We start from the raw sequence: 20,308 nt of genomic DNA on the forward strand, positions 1-20,308 counted from the left end.
CACACCATCATGACCCATCCCCTCGCATTCACCCCGGCCGAAGCCGACCTGCTGGGCCGCACGGCCGACGCGCTGTGCGCCTATCTGGGCAAACCCGTGCTCGCCGAAATCGTGTCCGAGCCCGACGAAGACTATGAATGGGCGCTGTTCGCCCTGCCGCTGGGCCCCAAGGACGAGGACGGGGATCGGCCCCGCGTCCAGGCGGGCGGACCGGGGGCGCGCTTCCTGGGCAATTGCGGCGGCCTGGACCTGAGCGACGGCCAGGCGGTGGATTGCGAATTCCTCTGGGCCGTCCAATTATCCGACCTGGAAGGCGTGCGCTACATCAAGGTGGACGCCGAGGGCGAGGAAGTCGCCTGGACCGACACGCTGACGGATCTGCTGCCCTTCGACCTGCAAGAAACCGAAGCCCCCTCGGACGAAGACGACGAATAGGCCCTGGTGCCGTGGATTGGAGCCAGTGTCCTGTTTGGCCAATTCAAATACGCATCTTCGGCGCCCGGACTCGCCCCGCCGCGTTGCTTGTCCACCTCGCCGCGGCTTGCGCCTTGCCTGACAAGCCCCATGCATCCGAATCCGAATACACGAACTAACCAAACAGGACCCTAGGTCGTCACCGGGTGCTTGGAGCGCGCCGCCGCGGCGCGCAGGCGATCGCGCACGTACAGCACCGCCCCGGCCGGCCACATGGCGGCCACCAGCAGGCGCGACGCCCAGCGGCTCAGACAGCGCCCGGCCGGACGGGCCACATGCTGCGCGCGCAGGTGCAGGCCGAAGCGGGTATAGCGGATCGCCGCGCCGAAGAACGAGGCCGGCTGGTAGCGGAACCAGCCCAGGCAATGCTCCACCGTATCGTGCGCCAGCAGCCACAGGCCCAGCGCATGGCGGCCGCTGTCGGCCGAACGCCCCTCGTGCGACAGGCCGCCCGCGTCGTCGTGATACACGCGAAACACCTGGTTGACGAAGCGGGTCAGGTAGCCGGCCCGGGCGATCGCGCGCCAGACCAGGCTTTCCGGCACGAAACCGGGGATGTCTTCGGGGAAGGGGAACTGGCGCAGCACGTCCGTGCGCAGGCAGCCGAACTTTTCGCCGCGGACATGGTAGCGGAAGGTCATGTCCAGCGAGGACACGTCCATCACGTCCCGGGGATACATGTCGCCCACCACGCGGCCGTCGGGCCGCGCGCACAGGCCGGTGATCGCCACGGTGCGCCCGCGCTGGGCGGGCGGAATCTGCTCCCAGACGCCGGCCATGTGGTACAGGGCGTTGGGATCGAGTTCGTCGTCGCTGTCGATGGCCACCAGCCATTCGCCCTGAGCGTGGCGCACCCCGTTGTTGAAAGCTGTTTTCTTATGTTGATTAGGTTGCCAGACGTAACGGATCGGAAAACTGGCTTCCTGCTGCCAGCCCTGGACCAGGGTCCGGGTGGCATCCGTCGACCCATCGTCCACGACGACCCATTCGAAGTCCTGGAAGGACTGCTCCCGCAGCGAACGGTACACGCGTTCCAGCGTGTGGGCGCGATTGTAAGTGGGTGTGACGACGGAAAACAGATGACGCCAGCAAGCCATGCCGGAAGGCTCCTCCTTGTTCCGATCAACTCATGATAGCCGCAAAAAAAACCACGGACCGCCGGGTCCGTGGTTTCCCTGATGCCGAATTGTATATAAACAATACGGCAGGCCGGCGCCGGATGATCAGACGCGCTTGACCTTTTCGAGCATCTTGAAGACACCCTTGGGCGCGCGCACGAACAGGCGCTTGAAGGCCTTGCCAAGGCAACGGCGCTCCAGCGTGTTGCGCCGCGTGCGTTTGATTTCTGCCATGTGGATCTCCTGGTGTAAGGCGGGCTTGAAAGCAAAACACGCTATTCTAGCAAAGTTTCACCAGCAGCCGGCGCACGCGCCGGCTGCCACGAGATCATTGGCGCACGCCTTCGATCTCGATCTGCAGGCGCACCGTGTCGGGAATGCCCGGCAGGCCGAAACCCATGCCCCACTGGCTGCGCTGAATTTCGGTCCGAAAATCTCCACCGCAGACCTCGCGACCCAGGCGCTTGTTCTGGTAGCAGTTGAAGCGGACGGCGTTCAGCTTGACCGGATGCGTCCGTCCCAGCAGAGTCAGGTTGCCCTCGACGGCACGCACCAGGTCGCCCTCGAAGCGGAAGGCGGTGGACTCGAAACGGGCCTCGGGGTGCTGCCCTGCCTGGAAAAAGTCGCCGCCCAGCAGGTGCTCGTCGAAGCCTTTGGAACCCGTGCTGATCGACTTCATGTCGATGCGGATCTTCGCCTGGCCCGTCCTGGCCTCGCGGTCGAAGGCGACGTCGCCCTCGACCGCGTCGAAACGTCCGCGCACCGTGGACGTGCCATTGTGCAGGACTTCGAAATAAACGAAGGTGTGGTCCGCGTCGGTCTTGTAATCAGCCGCCTGGACCAGAGCGGGGGCGGCGCACAGCAGGGACAGAGCAAGCAGGCGTTTCATGGCGATTCTCCGGTTTTCCAGAAAAGCCGGGACGAGCCCGGCCGCATTCAGTCGATTGTAAGGACGAGTCAGCGCCGGCGGGCCTCCCCGCCGCCCCGATCTCTGACGCGGATCAAGCCGTGCGGCTTCCACCTGTCATGGCGCAGCCCCGGAAACATGACCCCGCCGCGCGCATCGCAACGGCGCTTCGCGCCGGATTATGATGGCGGGATGAACGCACCCATCCGCATCTTCGGCGCCCGCCAGAACAACCTGAAGAACCTGGATCTGACGATCCGCACCGGGGAACTCCTGGTGGTGACCGGCGTATCCGGATCCGGCAAGAGCTCACTGGCCTTCGACACCCTGTACGCCGAAGGCCAGCGCCGCTACGTCGAGACTTTCTCGCCCTATGCGCGCCAGTTCCTGGACCGCATGGACAAGCCTCAGGTCGACCGCATCGAAGGCATCCTGCCGGCCATCGCCATCGACCAGGTCAACCCGGTGCGCAATTCACGCAGCACCGTGGGCACCATGACGGAACTGAACGACCACCTGAAGCTGCTCTACGCGCGCGCCGGCCATCTGCATTGCCGCGACTGCGCCCGGCAGGTGACGAGCGACGACCCCGCCGGCATCCGGCGCCAGATGGACGGCCTGTGCGCCGCCCACGATCCCCGTCTGGTGATCACCTTCCCGGTCTCGGTGCCCGCCAACTTCACCGAGGACGAGGTGCGCGGCTTCCTGGAGCAGCAGGGCTACACGCGCATCCACCGCCAGGACGAACCGGCTCCGACACCCGGGGCCGGCGGCAAGCCGGCCGGCGCGCGGCGCAAGGCGGGCGACGCCGGCCGCCGCGTGCTGCACGTCGTACAGGATCGCTTCCGCCTGGGCAACGCGGAATCGGCGCGCGTGGACGAGGCCCTGGAAACGGCCCTGCGCCAGGGCAACGGCCGGCTCAGCGTCCACGCCCTGTTCGACGAGGGAGAGGAGGAATGGCGCTTCAGCGCCGGCCTGCACTGTGCGCAGTGCGACATCGACTACGGCACGCCGCTGCCCAGCACCTTCTCCTTCAACTCCCCGCTGGGCGCCTGCGAGCACTGCCGGGGTTTCGGCCGGGTGATGGGCATTGATTACGGCCTGGTCGTGCCGGACGAAACCCGCAGCCTGCGCGACGGGGCGATCAAACCCTGGCAGACCGCCAGCTACAAGGAATGTCAGGTCGAGATGGAACGCTACGCCCCCAAGGCGGGCGTGCGCCTGGACGTGCCCTGGCGCGACCTGACGGACGAGGAGCGCGGCTGGGTGATTGGCGGCGCGCCCGACTGGAAGGGCGGACCATCCGCCTGGAAGCACCAGTGGTACGGCGCGCAGCGCTTCTTCGACTGGCTGGAATCCCGCGCCTACAAGATGCACGTGCGGGTGCTGTTGTCCAAATATCGCAGCTACACGCCCTGCCCGCATTGCAAAGGCGCGCGGCTCAAGCCCGACGCCACGCTGTGGCGCCTGGGACGGGACCATGACCCGATCCCCGGTGCGTGCCGCTTCCTGCCGGCGCACGCGCGCTGGACGCCCGAACAGCTGGCAGCCCTGCCAGGCCTGGGCCTGCACGACCTGATGCGCCTGCCCATCGAGCGGGTGCGCGACTGGTTCGACCGCGTCGAGCTGGGCCGTTCGCTGGACGACGCCCTGACCGAGCTGCTGGACGAAGTCCGCGCCCGCCTGCGTTTCCTGTGCGACGTCGGCCTGGGCTACCTGTCGCTGGACCGGCAGAGCCGCACCCTGTCGGGCGGCGAGGTCCAGCGCATCAACCTGACCACCGCGCTGGGCACGTCCCTGGTGAACACGCTGTTCGTGCTGGACGAGCCGTCCATCGGCCTGCACCCGCGCGACATCCACCGCATTGTCCAGGTCATGCACCGCCTGCGCGACCACGGCAACACCCTGGTCGTGGTGGAGCACGATCCGCAGGTCATGATCGCCGCAGACCGCGTCCTCGACATCGGCCCGGGACCGGGCGAGCGCGGCGGGCACATCGTCTTCGACGGCACGCCGGCCGAGCTGGCCGCGGCCGACACGCTGACGGGCCGCTACTTCGGCGGCCGGATGCGCATCGAATCGCCGCGCCCCCTGCCGGTGCGGGACGACACCCCGCGCCTGCTGCTGCAGGGCGCCCGCGCCAACAACCTGCAAGGCGTCGATTTCTCCCTGCCGCTGGGCCGGCTGGTGTGCCTGACCGGCGTATCCGGGTCGGGCAAGTCCACCCTGGTGCAGGACGTGCTCTACCCCGCCCTGCTGAAGCGCCTGGGCCGCGCCACCGAGGCGCCCGGCGAATACGCCGCCCTGCTGGGCGCGGAGCGCATCGCCGACGTGGTGATGGTGGACCAGACGCCCATCGGCAAGACGGCGCGCTCCAACCCCGCCAGCTACGTCGGCGCCTTCGACGCCATCCGCAAGCTGTTCGCCGCCGCTCCCCTGTCTCAGGAACGCGGCTACACGGCCGGCACCTTCAGCTTCAACACTGGCGACGGCCGCTGCCCCGGCTGCGGCGGCACCGGCTTCGAGCACGTGGAAATGCAGTTCCTGTCGGACGTATACCTGCGCTGCCCGGATTGCGACGGCCACCGCTTCCGCCCCCAGGTGCTGGAGGTGCGCATCGAGCACCTGGGCCGCAGCGCCTCGATCGACGAGGTCCTGGACATGACCGTCAGCGAGGCGCTGGACTTCTTCAAGGGCCTGCGCGACGTGCAGTGGGGCCTGGCGCCCCTGGCCGACGTGGGCCTGGAGTATGTGCGCCTGGGCCAGCCGGTGCCCACGCTCTCCGGCGGCGAGGCCCAGCGCCTGAAGCTGGCAGGCCACCTGGCCGAGGCCGCGCGCTCGCGGGCGCCCCGGGGGGCGCTCAAGGGCAGCCTGCTGCTGTTCGACGAGCCCACCACCGGCCTGCACTTCGACGACATCGCCCGCCTGATGCGGGCCTTCCGCAAGCTGCTGGCCGCCGGCCATTCGCTGCTGATCATCGAGCACAACCTGGACGTGGTCCGTGCCGCCGACTGGATCGTGGACCTGGGGCCGGAAGGCGGCGACCAGGGCGGCCGCATCGTGGCCGAAGGCACGCCGGACGAGCTGATGCGCCACCCGGATTCCCATACCGGCCGGGCGCTGGCCGATTACGCAAGACAAATCGACAACCCCGCGCTGGTCCTGAACGAGCCGGCCCCGCGCCTGCAAGCGGCGGCGTCGGCCAGCCCCGACATCCACATCCTGAACGCCCGCGAGCACAATCTGAAGGGCATCGACGTGCACATCCCGCGCGACGCCTTCACGGTCATCACCGGCGTGTCGGGCTCGGGCAAGTCCACCCTGGCCTTCGACATCCTCTTCAACGAGGGCCAGCGGCGCTACCTGGAATCCCTGAACGCCTACGCGCGCGCCATCGTGCAGCCGGCCGGCAAACCGGACGTGGACGCCATCTACGGCATCCCGCCCACCGTCGCCATCGAGCAGCGCACCAGCCGGGGCGGGCGCAAGTCCACCGTCGCCACCATGACGGAGATCCACCACTTCCTGCGCCTGCTGTACGTGCACCTGGGCACCCAGATGTGCCCGGACTGCGACGTCCCCGTGGCACCGCAGACGCCGGAGCAGATCGTCGCGCAGCTGCTGCGCGACCACACGGGCGAGCACATCGGCCTGCTGGCGCCACTGGTGGTGGCTCGAAAGGGGTACTACACCGATCTGGCGAAATGGGCGGCCTCGCACGGCCACACCCACTTGCGCGTGGACGGCCGATTCATCCCGGTCAGCCCCTGGCCGCGCCTGGACCGCTACCAGGAGCACACTATCGAACTGCCGGTGAGCGACCTGATCGTGGACGTGCGCGACGAGGCCGGCCTGCGCGAGGCCGTGCGCGCCGCCCTGGCGCTGGGCCACGGCAGCTTCCGCGCGCTGGCCGGCCTGACCGCGCCCGGACCGGCCACGATCGAGGCCCGCCGCGCCGCCGGCCTGGCGCCCGACCCGCGCCTGCTGACCTTCTCCATCAAGCGCGCCTGCCCGAACTGCGGCACCAGCTTCCCGGAACCCGACCCGCGCCTGTTTTCCTACAACTCGCGCCACGGCTGGTGCCCGGGCTGCTACGGCACCGGCCTGCAGCTGACCGGCTTCACCGAAGACCAGACCGGCGAGGAATCCGTCTGGCTCGACGAGGCCACCGGCCTGCCGCAGCCCTGCGCCCAATGCCAGGGTCAGCGGCTGAACCGCGTGGCGCGGGCCTTCCGCTGGCGCGACCGCTCGATCGCCGAACTGGCCTCTATGCCCGTCAGCGACGCCCAGCGCTTCTTCCTGGGCCTGGGCGCCCGGGGCCGCGAAGCCGAGATCGCCCGCGACATCCTCACCGAGATCCGCGGCCGCCTGGACTTCATGATGGACGTGGGCCTGGGCTACCTGGCCCTGGACCGCGCCGCTCCCACCCTGTCGGGCGGCGAGGCCCAGCGCATCCGCCTGGCCGCGCAGCTGGGCTCGAACCTGCAGGGCGTGTGCTACGTGCTGGACGAGCCCACCATCGGCCTGCACCCGCGCGACAACCGCATCCTGCTGGACGCGCTGACCCGCCTGGAAGGCAACGGCAATACCCTGGTGGTGGTCGAGCACGACGAGGACACCATCCGCCGCGCCGGCCACGTGATCGACATCGGCCCGGGCGCCGGCGTGCGCGGCGGCATGGTGGTCGCCCAGGGCACGGTCGAGGAAATCATCCGCAACCCGGCTTCGATCACCGGGCGCTACCTGCGCGAGCCCCTGGTCCACCCCATGAACGGCCGACGCGCCGTCGACGCCGCCACGCCCAGCCTGGACATCGAGGACGCCACGCTGCACAATCTGCGCCAGGCAAACGCCCGCATTCCGCTGGGGCGCCTGAGCGTCGTCACCGGTGTGTCGGGCTCGGGCAAGTCCACCCTGGCGCGCGACGTGCTGCTGGACAACCTGGCGCGCCGGGTCGGCCAGCGCCTGACCGGTCCCTGGCAGGGCTGCCGGACGATCCGCGGCTGGGAAGCCATCGACCGGGTGCTGGAGGTCGACCAGACTCCCATCGGCAAGACGCCCCGGTCCTGCCCGGCCACCTATGTGGGCTTCTGGGACGACATCCGCAAGCTCTACGCCGGCACGCGCGAATCGCGGCTGCGCGGCTGGACGGGCTCGCGCTTTTCCTTCAACACCGGCGACGGCCGCTGCCCGGAATGCGAAGGCCAGGGCATGCGCACCATCGAGATGAGCTTCCTGCCGGACGTGAAGGTGCCGTGCGACGCCTGCCACGGCGCGCGTTTCAACCAGGAGACCCTGGGCGTGCAATGGAACGGCCGCAGCGCGGGGGACGTGCTGCGCATGGAAGTGGACGACGCCATCGGCCACTTCTCCGCCCACCGCCGCATCGCCCGCGCGCTGCAACTGATGCAGGACGTGGGCCTGGGCTACCTGACGCTGGGCCAGCCCTCGCCCACGCTCTCCGGCGGCGAGGCCCAGCGCATCAAGCTGGTCACTGAACTCACCAAGGCGCACCTAGACGAAGGCGTGCTGCGCACCGGCCGCGCCTCGCGCGTCCCGCACACCCTGTACGTGCTGGACGAGCCCACCGTGGGCCTGTCCACGGCGGACGTGGAAAAGCTGATCCGCGTGCTGCACCGGCTGGTGGACGCCGGCCACACCGTGGTGGTCATCGAGCACAACCTGGACGTCATCGCCGAGGCCGACTGGATCGTGGATCTGGGCCCCGAGGGCGGCGACCAGGGTGGCCGCGTGGTCGCCCAGGGCAGCCCCGAGCGGCTTTGCGCGGGCGACACCCACACCGGACGGATTCTCGCGGAATTCCTGGCGTCCGGGGAAGCGCGCGGCGCCCGGAGGATCCAGTGACCTGCCTGTTCGAGGACCGGTTGGCTGGCCGGTCGCTGCGGCTGCTCGACCCGGTGGCGCGCATCGCCGTCCACCGCCGCGCCGAGTTGCCCGCCGCCTGGGCCGCCATCGAGGCGGCCAGACGGGCGGGCCATTGGGTCGCCCTGCTGCTGGACTACGAACTGGGCGCCTGGCTGGTACCGGAAGCCGCCGACGCGGCGGACGAGGACGCGCACGACGCCCGGCCCCGCCTGACGGCGCTGGTCCACGCCCGCGCCGCATGGGAGACCCGCGCCATGCCGGACACGGCGGACGCCACGGACGGACCGCGCCATCCCGACGGCGCCGGCACCGGCACGCCGGTGCCGGACGGCCTGACCGATGCCCACGGCCCGCCCTGGCGGCCGGATCCGCGGCCGGGCGTGTCCCGCGAACGCTACGCGCAGGCCATCGAGTCGATCCGCGCCGGCATCGCCCGAGGCGACTACTACCAGATCAACTACACCCTGCCGCTATGGCTGGACTGGCCGCGGGGCCTGGACCCCGCGCGGGCCTACGCCTATCTGGCCAAGCGGCATCCCGTGGCCCACGCCGCCTGTGTGCGCGACGGCGACCGCTGGGTGCTGTCGCTGTCGCCCGAACTGTTCGCGGCCCGCGAGGGCATGCGCCTGCGCGTGCGGCCGATGAAGGGCACCGCCCCGCGCCACGCCGACCCGGCTTGGGACCGGCAGGCCGCAGAAGCCCTGCAGCGCAGCGCCAAGAACCGCGCGGAGAACCTGATGATCGTGGACCTGCTGCGCAATGACCTGGGCCGCATCGCCGTGCCCGGCAGCGTGCGCGTGCCGGCCCTGTTCAGCCTGGAGGCCTATCCCTCGGTCTGGACGCTGACCTCCACCGTGGAAGCCGATGCGCCGGACGTGCCGCTGGCCGAGGTGCTGCGCGCCCTGTTCCCCTGCGGCTCCGTGACCGGGGCGCCGAAGATCGCCGCCATGCGGGCCATCCGCTCGCTGGAAGCGCGCCGGCGCGGCATCTATTGCGGCAGCGTGGGCTGGCTGTCGCCGGACGGGGATTTTTCCCTCAACGTCGCCATCCGCACCATCGAACTGCGCCAGGACGAGGCTCAGTTCGGCGTGGGCGGCGGCATCGTGTACGATTCCCGGGCTGCCGACGAATGGGAGGAATGCCTGTGGAAAGCCCGCATCCTGAATCCGGACTGAGCCGGTCCGGCCCGGATCTGCCGACTCCTCCCGCCGCCGGGATCCGGCGGATCGCTCCCGATCTGATCGAGACCCTGCGCCTGGAACAGGGCCGCATCGCGCTCTGGCCCGGCCACAGGGCGCGGCTGCTGGCCTCCGCCCGCAGCCTGGGCTACCCGCTGGACGCGGCGGCGCTGGACGGCTGGCTGGCGGAACGGGTCCGGGAACTCGCGGACCACACGCCGCGGCGCCTGCGCCTGCTGCTGGCGGCCGACGGCCGGCCGTCACTGGAATCCGCGCCGCTGCCGCCGACGCCCGAACCGGTACGCATCGCCCTGGCGGCGGACGCCCTGGGGCCGGACACGACACTGGACGCAAGCGATCCCTGGCTGCGGCACAAGACCACCCACCGCCCCTGGTTCGCCGCAGCACAACGCTGGCTGCAGGCCCACCCCGATCATTTCGACCTGATTTTCGGCAACGCGGCCGGTGATCTGTGCGAAGGCAGCCGCTCCAACATCTACGTCCGGGACACGGACGGACGATGGCTGACTCCGCCCCTGGCCAGCGGCCTGCTGCCCGGCGTGCGCCGCCAGTCCCTGCTGGACGAAGGCCGCGCGCGCGAAGCCCGGCTGAGCCTCGCCGACCTGCGCCAGGCCCCGGCGCTGCGGGTGTCGAACGCCCTGCGCGGCTGGCTGGACGCCCGGCTGGACGAGTCCGGCCCCCGATCAGTCCCCGCGGATTGATCGGTGCCTGACGAATCCGGGCGCCTTGCAAGGCGCAAGGTGGAGAGATGCCGCAATTAGCCAGACAGTACGCTAAAGCCCCGCGTCCGCCAGGCCCCGGCGCACGGCCCAGTCGGCCGCCGCCATGCCCATGGTGGCCGTGATCGCCACGGCGGAACCGTAGCCCGCGCAGGACAGGCCCTGCGGCGCCGCGACCGGCGCGGAAGCGGATGCGATCTCCGGTTCGTCAGCCGGCGCATCGGCGCCCTCGGCGCCTGCCGGTCCGGCTGCCGCCCGCTTCCAGGCCGCGGGCAGCACGACCGGCTGGTCGAACCACAGGCAATGCACCCCCATCCGCGGCACCCGGCGACGCGGTTTGCCGCCCGCCGCCCCGCCCTTGGGATAACCGTGGTGCTGACGCAACACCTGGCGTACCCGGCCCAGCAGGGCATCGTGCGTGACGATCGACAGATCCCCGGCCCGCAGGACCAGCGGGTCGGTCTTGCCACCCGCCCCGCCGCACACCAGCACCGGCCAGCCCACGGCGCGGGCGCGCAGGATCATGGCGATCTTGGCCGCCACCTGATCGGTGCAGTCCAACAGCACGCCGGGCGGCCCCGACAGGATCGTCCCCACATTGTCCGGGCCGATGAAGTCGTCCACGCACTCGACACGGCAGCCGGGGTTGATGTCGCGGACGCGGTCGGCCATGGCGGCGACCTTGGCCCTCCCCAGCGTGCTGCCCAGGGCGTGGACCTGGCGGTTGATGTTGGATTCGGCCACGTGGTCCAGATCCACCAGCGTCAGCGCCCCCACGCCCGAGCGGGCCAGGGCCTCCGCGCACCAGGCGCCCACGCCGCCGATCCCGGCCACCACGACGCGCAACCCCGCCAGCGCCCGCCTGGCACCATCGCCGTACAAACGGTCCAGGCCGCCGAAACGGCGTGCGGCGTCCGCATCGGCACTGAAAGAATCGGCGGGCAGGGGATCGGGCATCGCGACGGTGAAGGAAAGGGGGGAATCTTTCATTTTAGCCAGGGAACCCCCGAACGAGTCTCCACGCCGCCCCGCCGCGCAAGTCCTCTACAATACGGGCTGTTCCCACTCCACCACCGCCCGCACCCCGTGAATACGCCCGCCGCCCGCGCCAGCCAGCTTCCGCCCCCGCCGGAAGCTTTCCACCTGCGCGACGCGGCCTGGCATCAGGCGTCCATCGAACAGACCCTGCGGCACTGGGACGGCCGTTCCGACCTGTGGGTGTTCGGCTACGGCTCCCTCGTCTGGCGGCCGGAATTCGATCACCTGGAAGCCCGCCGAGCCCGCATCCACGGCTACCACCGCGCCCTGTGCCTGTGGTCGCGCATCAATCGCGGCACGCCGGAACGGCCCGGCCTGGTGTTCGGCCTGGACCTGGGCGGCTCCTGCGAAGGCACCGCCTACCGCATCGCCGGTTCCCGGGCGCTGGACGTCCTGAGACCGCTGTGGCAACGGGAAATGCCCAGCGCATCCTACATCCCGCGCTGGTTGAACTGCCACACGGAATCCGGCCCGATCCCAGGCCTGGTCTTCACCATGGACCGCCGTGACGCGGGCTACGTGGCGGGCCTGTCCCTCGAACGGATCGTTACCATCGTGCGCCAGGGGCACGGACGCTACGGCCCCTGTACGGACTATGTGCTGCAAACCGCCGACGCCCTGGAGGCCGCCGGCATCACCGACCGCCGCCTGCGCACCATCGCGCGGGCTCTGCGGCGCGCTCCCTGACCCCCTCTTCCGACCCAGACACCATGTCCATCGCCGATATCCGCCAGACCTACCAGAAATTCGAACTGCTCGAATCCGCCGCGGCCGCCGACCCCTACGCCCAGTTCGACCAGTGGTTCCAGCAGGCCCTGCACAGCGAGGTCCACGAGCCGACCGCCATGACCCTGGCGACGACGGACACGGCCGGCCGCCCCTCGGCGCGCATCGTGCTGCTCAAGGACTTCGACGCCAGGGGCTTCGTGTTCTATACCAATTACCAGTCACGCAAAGGCCTGGAACTGGCCGCCAACCCCCAGGCCGCGCTGCTGTTCTTCTGGCCTGAACTGGAACGGCAGGTGCGCATCGAAGGCCCCGTCAGCCCCGTGTCGGCGGCAGAATCGGACATCTACTACGCCAGCCGCCCCCTGGGGTCACGCATCGGCGCCTGGGCTTCGCCCCAGAGCCGGCCCATCACCCACGAAGCCCTGGCAGAGCGCGTAGCCGAACTGACTCGGGAACTGGGCGACGATCCGGCCCGCCCGCCCCACTGGGGCGGCTACCGGCTGGAAGCGACCCGCGTCGAATTCTGGCAGGGCCGGCCTTCCCGACTGCATGACCGGCTGGTCTACGCGCGCGACGCCGAAGGCGACTGGGCGCTCGTCCGCATCGCGCCCTGACTCCTCCATGCGACCTCAGCCCACCCCCGCCGATTTCCCAGCCCTGTTCTTCCGCTCGGCCCTGGGCCGGTTCCCCACCGGCGTCACCGTGATCACGGCGGAACACCCCGACACCGGCGCCCCGCTGGGGCTGACGATCAGCTCCTTCAGTTCGGTCTCGCTGGAACCGCCGATGGTGCTGTGGACGCTGACGCACACGGCCGCCTCGCTGGCGGCCTTCAAGGCGCTGGACCGCTACGTCATCCACGTGCTGTCGGCGGGCCAGGTCGACCTGGCCCGGCGCTTCGCCAAAGGCCCGCAGGCCGCGCGCTTCGCCAGTCTGGAACTGGAACGCGCGCCCAACGGCACCCTGATGCTGGCCGACACCCGCTGCGCCGCCTGGTTCGAATGCCACAACACCCAGCGCCACGAAGCCGGCGATCACACGATCTTCGTCGGCCAGGTGGAGCACTGCCACCGCCAGCTGCTGTCGCCGCTGATCTATCATGCGGGCGACTTCGAGCTGACCCCCGGCAGCGAGCCCCTTTCCCGCAACTAGCCGGACGACACGCCACCCTCTTTCCGGCGGGACGGCCCCGCGCCGCCTTCGACACACGCCATGCACGACTACATCCTGACCCTTTCCTGCCCCGACCGCATGGGCATTGTCCATACCGTCAGCGGCTGGCTTCTGAAGCACCACGGCAACATCGTCCACGCCCAGCAGTTCGGCGACCCCGACTCGTCGCGCTTCTTCCTGCGCGTCCACTTCGCCCTGCCCGCCGCCGAACCGGTCGAGTCCCTGGCGGACGACTTCACCGCCATCGCCGAACGCTTCGGAATGCAATGCCAATTCCACGACGCGGCCCGCAAGGCCCGGCTGCTGGTGCTGGTCAGCCGCCAGGGCCATTGCCTGAACGACCTGCTGTTCCGGGTGAGCGGCGGGCAGATGCCCGCCGAGGTGGCCGGCGTGGTGTCGAACCACGCGGATTTCCGCGCGCTGGCCGAATCCCACGGCCTGCCCTTCCACCATCTGCCCGTGACGGCCGATACCCGCGCCGCGCAGGAAGCGCGGATCCTGGAACTGGTCGAGCGCGAGCGGGTCGACTTGGTGGTGCTGGCGCGCTACATGCAGATCCTGTCGCCGGAACTGTGCCGCGCCCTGGAAGGCCGCGCCATCAACATCCACCACAGCTTCCTGCCCGGCTTCAAGGGCGCGCGGCCCTACTACCAGGCGCATGCGCGCGGAGTGAAACTGATCGGCGCGACAGCGCACTACGTGACAGAGGATCTGGACGAAGGTCCCATCATCGAGCAGGACATCGAGCGCGTGGACCACGCCATGGGCCCCGGCGATCTGACGCGCATCGGCAGCGACATCGAATCGGTGGTACTGTCGCGCGCCGTGCGCTGGCACGTCGAGCACCGCATCCTGCTGAACGACCGGCGCACGGTGGTGTTCCGCTGAATCACGCCGGGCGGGCGCCCCGAAGGCGTCCGCCCGACCTTGCGCGTCCGGCCCGGCTCAGGCCTTTCCAGACGGAACTTCCAGCTCGAACAGGCTGGTCGCCTCGACATCCAGCACCTGGGCGCCGTCCTGGTTGAACAGGCGCCACGTCCAGCGAACGATGCCCAAGTCGTCGCGCGTGGACGACACGCGCTTGGAATCCACCGTAGCCTCCAGACGCAGCCGGTCGCCCGGACGCACCGGGTGCATCCAGCGCAGGCGCTCCAGGCCCGGCGAACCGAACGATTCCGAATCGTGCAAGGCGGCCTCGACGGCCATGCGCATGGCCAGCGCGCAGGTCATCCAGCCGCTCGCGATCAGGCCGCCCCAGCGGCCCTTGCGGGCGCGTTCGGGATCGACATGGAACCACTGGGGGTCATAGGCGCGGGAAAAGGCCAGCATCTCGGCCTCGTCCACGATGACCGGGCCGTGATGGATCACCAGGCCGGGTTCGAATTCCTTGAATTTCATCAGACCAACTCCGGAAAGCGACGCCCGGCTCTCGAGGACGGCGCCGAATCAGGGCCAGGGGGATACCACCGGCACGGCAGCGGGACAGTGTAGCGCGGACCCCGCAAGTTGGCGAACGCCGCGGCGCCAGCGCGCGGAAATGCCCGGAATCCGCCGCGCGATCAGTCGAACGCGGCCGCCGCCCGGGTGATCCGGTCGTTGACGCCCTGCCAGGCCGGCCCGGCCGGCGGGCGCTGCAGCAGGATGCGGTCGTAGCCAGCTTCATCGAGCTCGCGCAACAAGGCATACAGGCGGCGCGCATAGGCTGCCGGATCGGCCGGCAGGACGATCCATTCCGCCCCGGCGGGCGCGGGCCCCGGCGCCGCGTCCAGGACGACCGCGGCCACGCGGCGGCCCGCGACCGCCGGCAGGCCCTCGCCCCGAACCCAGCCGGCCAGAGCCTCCGCGGTCACCAGGGACACCGGCGTGCGCGGCGCATAATGCGCCTTGAGCGAACCCGACACCCGGGGCGCCGCCGCATCGGGCAGAGCCGGCGGCGCGCCCAGCACCTCGGCGATCTGGGCGGCGGTCACATGGCCGGGCCGCAGCAGCACGGGGCCTGCACCCAGTTCGAGCCGCGACAGGTCCAGGATCGTGGATTCGATCCCGACTTCCGAGGCTCCGCCTTCCAGGACCATCAACGCCTGTCCGTCCAGGTGCGGGAATTCGCCGCGCACGTGGTCGGCGCGTGTGGGCGAGACCTGACCGAACTGGTTGGCCGAGGGCGCCGCCACTCCGCCGCAGCCGTGCGGCTTGAGGACGGAGAAGGCGTGCAACAGCCGCTGCGCCACCGGATGCGAGGGACAGCGCAGGCCGATGCTGTCCTGGCCGCCGCTGACCGCATCCGGAATGCGGGCCGCGCGCGGCAGGATCAGGGTCAAGGGCCCCGGCCAGAAGGCCGCCATCAGCAGCCGGACCTGGGGCGGGATCGAAGCCGCCCAATAGCCCGGATCCGTGTCCGGCGCCAGATGGACGATGACGGGATGATCGGCCGGCCGCCGCTTGGCGGCGTAGATGCGGGCGACGGCCTCGGGGTTTTCCGCATCGGCCCCCAGGCCATAGACGGTCTCGGTCGGGAAGGCCACCAGCCGGCCCTGGGCCAGCCGCTGCGCGGCCTCCAGGATCTGATCGGGACTGGCCTCGGCTCGCTCCGCGTCCGCCCCCGGCGGGGCCGCGCTGCCGGAATCCGCACGCGGGTCAGGCATCGGGCAGCCCCAGGACGGCCGATACTCGGGCGATGCGCTCGCGCAGCTGCGCGGCGTCCGCGCCGAGGATGTTCACATGGCCCATCTTGCGGGCGCGGCGCGCCTCGGATTTGGCATACAGGTGCAGGCGGGTGCCGGGCACGGCCAGCACGCCCGCCCAATCCGGCTCGCGCCGACACCCGCGCGCGTCGAACCACAGGTCGCCCAACAGGTTGAGCATCGCGGCCGGTCGCAGCGCGGCGGTATCGCCCAGCGGCAGTCCGGCCATGATGCGCGCCTGCTGCTCGAACTGGCTGACCAGACAGCCGTCCTGGGTGTAGTGGCCGCTGTTGTGGGGGCGCGGCGCCATCTCGTTGGCCAGCACGCGGCCGTCGCGCAGCACGAAAAACTCCACGCACAGCACGCCGTGGTAGTCCAGGTGATCGGCCAGGGACAGAGCGTGGCCCCGCGCCTGTCCGGCGATCCCGGCCGGCACCGAGCCGTCCGCGACCGACAGCGCCAGGATGCCGTCCCGGTGCGTGTTGCGCGAGGGCATGTAACTGACGGCGCGGCCGCGCAGATCGCGCGCCACCACCACCGAGATCTCGTAGTCCAGGGGCTGCAGGGCCTCGAGGATGCAAGGCACGCCGCGCAGCGCGCCGAAAGCCTGCCGGGCCTCGTCGCGCGAGGCCACGCGGACCTGGCCCTTGCCGTCGTAGCCGAGACGGGCGGTCTTGAGGATGCCCGGGAACAGCGCGTCGGGACAAGCGTCCACATCGGCCGCGGAGCGGATGGCCGCATGAGGAGCCACCGGCACGCCGGCCGCCTGGATGTAGGATTTTTCGGCCAGCCGGTCCTGGGCCACCGCCACGGCGTCGCCCGAAGGCGCCGTGACCCGGGACTGTGCCAGGCGGCGCAGGCTGTCGGCCGGGACGTTCTCGAATTCCGTGGTCACGGCGGCGCAGCGCAACGCCAGGCGGTCGAGCCCGGCCGCATCGTCGTAGGCGGCGCGGACGTGCTCGTCGGCCACCATGCTCGCCGGACAGGATTCCGCCGGGTCCAGCACGGCCACCCGGTAGCCCTGGGCCTGGGCCGCCTGGCAGAACATGCGACCCAGCTGGCCACCGCCCAGCACGCCCAGCCAGGTACCCGGGGGCAGCGGGACAGCCCCCCGGGCGACCGTGTCCGGGGGAACGCTCATGGCGCCTCCGGCGGCACGGCCATGGCGCGCGCGGCCCCGGTCTGACGCGCGCGGTAGTCCTGCAGCTTCCGCAGCAGGCCGGCGTCCGTCATGGCCAGGTTGGCCACCACGTGCAGGGCGGCGTTGGCCGCGCCCGCCTCGCCGATGGCGAAGGTGCCCACCGGCACGCCGCGCGGCATCTGCACGATGGACAGCAGGGAATCTTCGCCGCGCAGGTAGCGCGAGGGCACGGGCACGCCGAACACCGGCACCGGCGTCAGCGCCGCCATCATGCCGGGCAGATGGGCCGCGCCGCCCGCCCCCGCGACGATGGCGCGCAGGCCGCGTTCCACCGCCCCGGCGCCATATTCGACCATGTCCAGCGGCATGCGATGCGCGGACACGACCCGGGATTCGTAGGCAATGCCGAACTCGTCGAACACCGCCGCCGCATGGCGCATCACGTCCCAGTCGCTGGACGAACCCATGATCAGGCCGACCAGGGCGGCCGGCGCCGCGCCGGATGCGGACAGACTCATGCCGCGCCCCGCGTCAGGCGGTCCAGGGCCTCGCGGTACTTGGCGGCCGTGCGTTCCAGCACGTCGGCCGGCAGGCGCGGCGCCGGCGCGGTCTTGTCCCAATCCTGGGTTTCCAGCCAGTCGCGCACGAACTGCTTGTCGAAGGAAGGCGGGCTGATGCCCACGGCGTAGCCGTCCGCCGGCCAGAAGCGCGAGGAATCCGGCGTCAGGACCTCGTCCATCAGATGCAGCGTGCCGCGCGCGTCCAGGCCGAACTCGAACTTGGTGTCGGCGATCAGGATGCCCTGGCCGCGGGCATATTCGGCGGCCTCGGCGTAGAGGGCCAGCGTGACGCGGCGCAGTTCGGCCGCCAGGTCGGCGCCCACCTGGGCGACGACGTAGTTGAAATCGACGTTCTCGTCATGCTGGCCGAATTCGGCCTTGGCCGCAGGGGTGAAGATCGGCTCCGGCAGGCGTTCGGCCTGGCGCAGCCCGGGCGGCAGGGCGATGCCGCAGACTGCCCCGGTGGCCTGGTAGTCCTTCCAGCCCGAGCCGATCAGGTAGCCGCGCGCGACGGCTTCGACCAGGATGGGCTCCAGGCGCTTGACCACCATGGCGCGTCCGGCCACCTGCTCGCGTTCGCCGGGGGCGACCACGTCTTCAGGAGCGATGCCGGTAGCGTGCGTGGGAATCAGGTGCCCCAGGCGCCCCAACCAGAATTCGGTCAGAGCCGTCAGGACCTGGCCCTTGCCGGGGATGGGGTCGTCGAGGATCACGTCGAAGGCCGAGATCCGGTCGGTGGCGACGATGAGCAGCTTGTCTTCGCCCACGGCGTACATGTCGCGGACCTTGCCGCGCCCCAGCAGGGGCAGCGACTCGATGGAGGATTGGAGCAGAGCCTTCATGCGGATTTATTTCACCAATTGCTTGAGTTCGCCGGCGGCGTAGCGCGCGGCCATGTCGGACAGCGGGATCGCCTTGATCCTGGAGGCGTGGCCGGCCGTGCCGAACTGCTCGTAACGCGCCAGGCAGACCTTCTTCGCGGCCTCGCGGGCGGGCTTCAGGTATTCGCGCGGATCGAACTTGCCGGGATTTTCCGCCAGGAAGCGGCGGATCGCGCCGGTCATGGCCAGGCGGATGTCGGTGTCGATGTTGACCTTGCGCACGCCGAACTTGATGGCTTCCTGGAGTTCTTCCACGGGCACGCCGTAGGTTTCCTTCATGTCGCCGCCGAACTGGCGGATCTCGGCCAGCAGTTCCTGGGGCACGCTGGAGCTGCCGTGCATCACCAGGTGGGTGTTGGGCAGGCGGGCGTGGATTTCCTTGATCCGCTGCACGGACAGGATGTCGCCGGTGGGCTTGCGCGTGAACTTGTAGGCGCCGTGGCTGGTGCCCACCGCGATGGCCAGGGCGTCCAGCTGGGTCTGCTGGACGAAGTCGGCGGCCTGCTCCGGATCGGTCAGCAGCTGCTCGCGGGTCATGGTGCCCTCGGCGCCATGGCCGTCTTCCTTGTCGCCCTTCATGGTTTCCAGGGAGCCCAGGCAGCCCAGCTCGCCTTCCACGGTGACGCCCAGCTTGTGCGCCATGGCAACCACCTGCCGGGTGACGTCCAGGTTGTATTCGTAGGAAGAGATCGTCTTGCCGTCGGACATCAGGGAGCCGTCCATCATGACGCTGGAAAAGCCCAGCTCGATGGCGCCCCGGCACACATCGGGCGACTGGCCATGGTCCTGGTGCATGACGACGGGGATGTGCGGATAGGATTCGACCGCGGCCTGGATCAGGTATTTCAGGAAGCCCTCGCCCGCGTATTTGCGCGCGCCGGCCGACGCCTGCATGATCACGGGGCTGTCGGTCTGGGCGGCGGCCTCCATGATGGCCTGGACCTGCTCCAGGTTGTTGACGTTGAACGCGGGGATCCCGTAGCCGTGTTCGGCCGCGTGATCGAGGAGTTGACGCATGGAAACCAGGGCCATGGCTGGACCTCCAGAAAATGGAATGGTGGAAAAGGCGGATTCCGGGATTTTAAGGCGGAACGGGAATCGATGCTGGCGCGCAAGGACGGCGCCGGCCCGCGCTGCGCGGGCCGGCGCCGTCGGATCGGGGCGGCATCAGGACGCCGGGCGGCGCGCGGACTTGGGCCGGAACGCCCGCACCACCTCGTCGCGCGTCTCGACATAGGGGCCTCCGATCAGGTCCAGGCAATAAGGCACGGCCGCGAAAACACCGGACACCAGGACGGCGCCGTCCTCGCCGCGCAGGCCTTCCAGCGTTTCCCGGATGGCTTTGGGCTGACCGGGCAGGTTGACGATCAGGGCCGCGTGATCCGCCAATTCGCGGATCACCGCCACCTGGCGCGACAGGATGGCGGTGGGCACGAACTTCAGGCTGACCTGGCGCATCTGCTCGCCGAATCCGGGCATCTCGCGGGTTGCCACATCCAGGGTGGCCTCGGGCGTCACGTCACGCCGCGCGGGACCGGTCCCACCGGTGGTCAGCACCAGGTCGCAGCGTGCCTCGTCCACCAGTTCGCGCAGGACGGCGGCGATACCGGCCCGCTCGTCCGGGACCAGCCGGGCGACGATCCGCGGCGGCTGCGCCAGGGCGGATGCCAGCCATTCTCGCAAGGCGGGAATGCCCTGATCCTGGTAGACGCCGGACGAGGCCCGATCGGACACGGACACCAGCCCCACGATCAGTTCGTCGGGGTGGCTGCGGCGCAAGGGAAAGGAATCGCTCATGGGAT

General features: G+C 70.2%; 19 protein-coding genes. 8 read left to right on the plus strand and 11 right to left on the minus strand.

Annotation, left to right across the window (positions count from 1 at the left end; genetic code table 11):
• Positions 1–9 precede the first annotated feature (9 nt).
• Positions 10–435: a hypothetical protein gene (locus ACTPOE_RS17335; protein ID WP_458873454.1), complete on the plus strand. Its 426-nt coding sequence runs from the start codon at positions 10–12 to the stop codon at positions 433–435.
• Between the two features lie 170 nt (positions 436–605).
• Here ACTPOE_RS17335 and ACTPOE_RS17340 read toward each other — a convergent pair whose 3' ends face one another.
• The 3 genes from ACTPOE_RS17340 to ACTPOE_RS17350 form a co-directional block, all read right to left on the minus strand.
• Positions 606–1,571 (minus strand): glycosyltransferase family 2 protein, encoded by a 966-nt coding sequence (locus ACTPOE_RS17340; protein WP_458873455.1) that lies wholly within the window; start codon positions 1,569–1,571, stop codon positions 606–608.
• A gap of 126 nt (positions 1,572–1,697) precedes the next feature.
• A complete protein-coding gene (locus ACTPOE_RS17345; RefSeq protein WP_003803595.1) occupies positions 1,698–1,826 on the minus strand; it encodes a hypothetical protein in 129 nt (42 codons plus the stop codon).
• Between the two features lie 94 nt (positions 1,827–1,920).
• Positions 1,921–2,481: a YceI family protein gene (locus ACTPOE_RS17350; protein WP_458873456.1), complete on the minus strand. Its 561-nt coding sequence runs from the start codon at positions 2,479–2,481 to the stop codon at positions 1,921–1,923.
• A 210-nt stretch (positions 2,482–2,691) separates the two neighbouring features.
• On the opposite strand from ACTPOE_RS17350, the gene uvrA reads away from it, so the two are divergent.
• The 3 genes from uvrA to ACTPOE_RS17365 are packed head-to-tail and all read left to right on the plus strand — an operon-like array spanning position 2,692 to position 10,285.
• Positions 2,692–8,364 (plus strand): excinuclease ABC subunit UvrA, encoded by a 5,673-nt coding sequence (uvrA, locus tag ACTPOE_RS17355; RefSeq protein WP_458873457.1) that lies wholly within the window; start codon positions 2,692–2,694, stop codon positions 8,362–8,364.
• A complete protein-coding gene (pabB, locus tag ACTPOE_RS17360) occupies positions 8,361–9,560 on the plus strand; it encodes an aminodeoxychorismate synthase component I (protein ID WP_458873458.1) in 1,200 nt (399 codons plus the stop codon). The genes uvrA and pabB overlap by 4 nt, the downstream gene beginning before the upstream one ends.
• Positions 9,524–10,285, plus strand: coding sequence for an aminotransferase class IV (locus ACTPOE_RS17365; RefSeq protein ID WP_458873459.1), 762 nt, complete (start codon positions 9,524–9,526; stop codon positions 10,283–10,285). Before pabB ends, ACTPOE_RS17365 begins: the two co-directional genes overlap by 37 nt.
• 72 nt (positions 10,286–10,357) lie before the next feature.
• Here ACTPOE_RS17365 and ACTPOE_RS17370 read toward each other — a convergent pair whose 3' ends face one another.
• On the minus strand, positions 10,358–11,260 hold the full coding sequence (locus ACTPOE_RS17370; protein ID WP_458873526.1) for a tRNA threonylcarbamoyladenosine dehydratase: 903 nt from the start codon (positions 11,258–11,260) through the stop codon (positions 10,358–10,360).
• 129 nt (positions 11,261–11,389) lie between these two features.
• Between ACTPOE_RS17370 and ACTPOE_RS17375 the strand changes: the two genes are divergently transcribed.
• From ACTPOE_RS17375 to purU, 4 genes are read left to right on the plus strand one after another with little or no spacing between them, the layout of a single operon-like run.
• Positions 11,390–12,028, plus strand: coding sequence for a gamma-glutamylcyclotransferase (locus ACTPOE_RS17375; protein ID WP_458873460.1), 639 nt, complete (start codon positions 11,390–11,392; stop codon positions 12,026–12,028).
• Positions 12,029–12,051: 23 nt separating this feature from the next.
• Entirely contained in the window at positions 12,052–12,684 is a 633-nt protein-coding gene (pdxH, locus tag ACTPOE_RS17380; RefSeq protein ID WP_458873461.1) for a pyridoxamine 5'-phosphate oxidase, read from the plus strand.
• Positions 12,685–12,691: 7 nt separating this feature from the next.
• Complete coding sequence (locus ACTPOE_RS17385; protein WP_458873462.1) at positions 12,692–13,222, plus strand: flavin reductase family protein; 531 nt, start codon at positions 12,692–12,694, stop codon at positions 13,220–13,222.
• Between the two features lie 60 nt (positions 13,223–13,282).
• On the plus strand, positions 13,283–14,131 hold the full coding sequence (purU, locus tag ACTPOE_RS17390) for a formyltetrahydrofolate deformylase (protein WP_458873463.1): 849 nt from the start codon (positions 13,283–13,285) through the stop codon (positions 14,129–14,131).
• 57 nt (positions 14,132–14,188) lie between these two features.
• On the opposite strand, the gene ACTPOE_RS17395 is transcribed toward purU, so the two are convergent.
• The 7 genes from ACTPOE_RS17395 to mog all read right to left on the minus strand — a co-directional run bounded on the left by ACTPOE_RS17395 (position 14,189) and on the right by mog (position 20,303).
• Positions 14,189–14,641 carry a MaoC family dehydratase gene (locus ACTPOE_RS17395; RefSeq protein WP_458873464.1) on the minus strand — a complete coding sequence of 151 codons (453 nt, stop codon included), beginning with the start codon at positions 14,639–14,641 and terminating at the stop codon, positions 14,189–14,191.
• A gap of 161 nt (positions 14,642–14,802) precedes the next feature.
• Complete coding sequence (locus ACTPOE_RS17400) at positions 14,803–15,885, minus strand: L-threonylcarbamoyladenylate synthase (protein ID WP_458873465.1); 1,083 nt, start codon at positions 15,883–15,885, stop codon at positions 14,803–14,805.
• Positions 15,878–17,065, minus strand: coding sequence for a 5-(carboxyamino)imidazole ribonucleotide synthase (locus tag ACTPOE_RS17405; RefSeq protein ID WP_458873466.1), 1,188 nt, complete (start codon positions 17,063–17,065; stop codon positions 15,878–15,880). The genes ACTPOE_RS17400 and ACTPOE_RS17405 overlap by 8 nt, the downstream gene beginning before the upstream one ends.
• Positions 17,062–17,583 carry a 5-(carboxyamino)imidazole ribonucleotide mutase gene (purE, locus tag ACTPOE_RS17410; protein ID WP_458873467.1) on the minus strand — a complete coding sequence of 174 codons (522 nt, stop codon included), beginning with the start codon at positions 17,581–17,583 and terminating at the stop codon, positions 17,062–17,064. The genes ACTPOE_RS17405 and purE overlap by 4 nt, the downstream gene beginning before the upstream one ends.
• Positions 17,580–18,467, minus strand: a complete 888-nt coding sequence (locus ACTPOE_RS17415) for a phosphoribosylaminoimidazolesuccinocarboxamide synthase (RefSeq protein ID WP_323025146.1) — start codon at positions 18,465–18,467, stop codon at positions 17,580–17,582. The genes purE and ACTPOE_RS17415 overlap by 4 nt, the downstream gene beginning before the upstream one ends.
• Before the next feature lie 6 nt (positions 18,468–18,473).
• Positions 18,474–19,538 carry a class II fructose-bisphosphate aldolase gene (fba, locus tag ACTPOE_RS17420; RefSeq protein ID WP_458873468.1) on the minus strand — a complete coding sequence of 355 codons (1,065 nt, stop codon included), beginning with the start codon at positions 19,536–19,538 and terminating at the stop codon, positions 18,474–18,476.
• A gap of 135 nt (positions 19,539–19,673) precedes the next feature.
• Complete coding sequence (mog, locus tag ACTPOE_RS17425) at positions 19,674–20,303, minus strand: molybdopterin adenylyltransferase (RefSeq protein WP_458873469.1); 630 nt, start codon at positions 20,301–20,303, stop codon at positions 19,674–19,676.
• Positions 20,304–20,308 lie beyond the last annotated feature (5 nt).

This window comes from Castellaniella sp. WN, assembly GCF_054457555.1.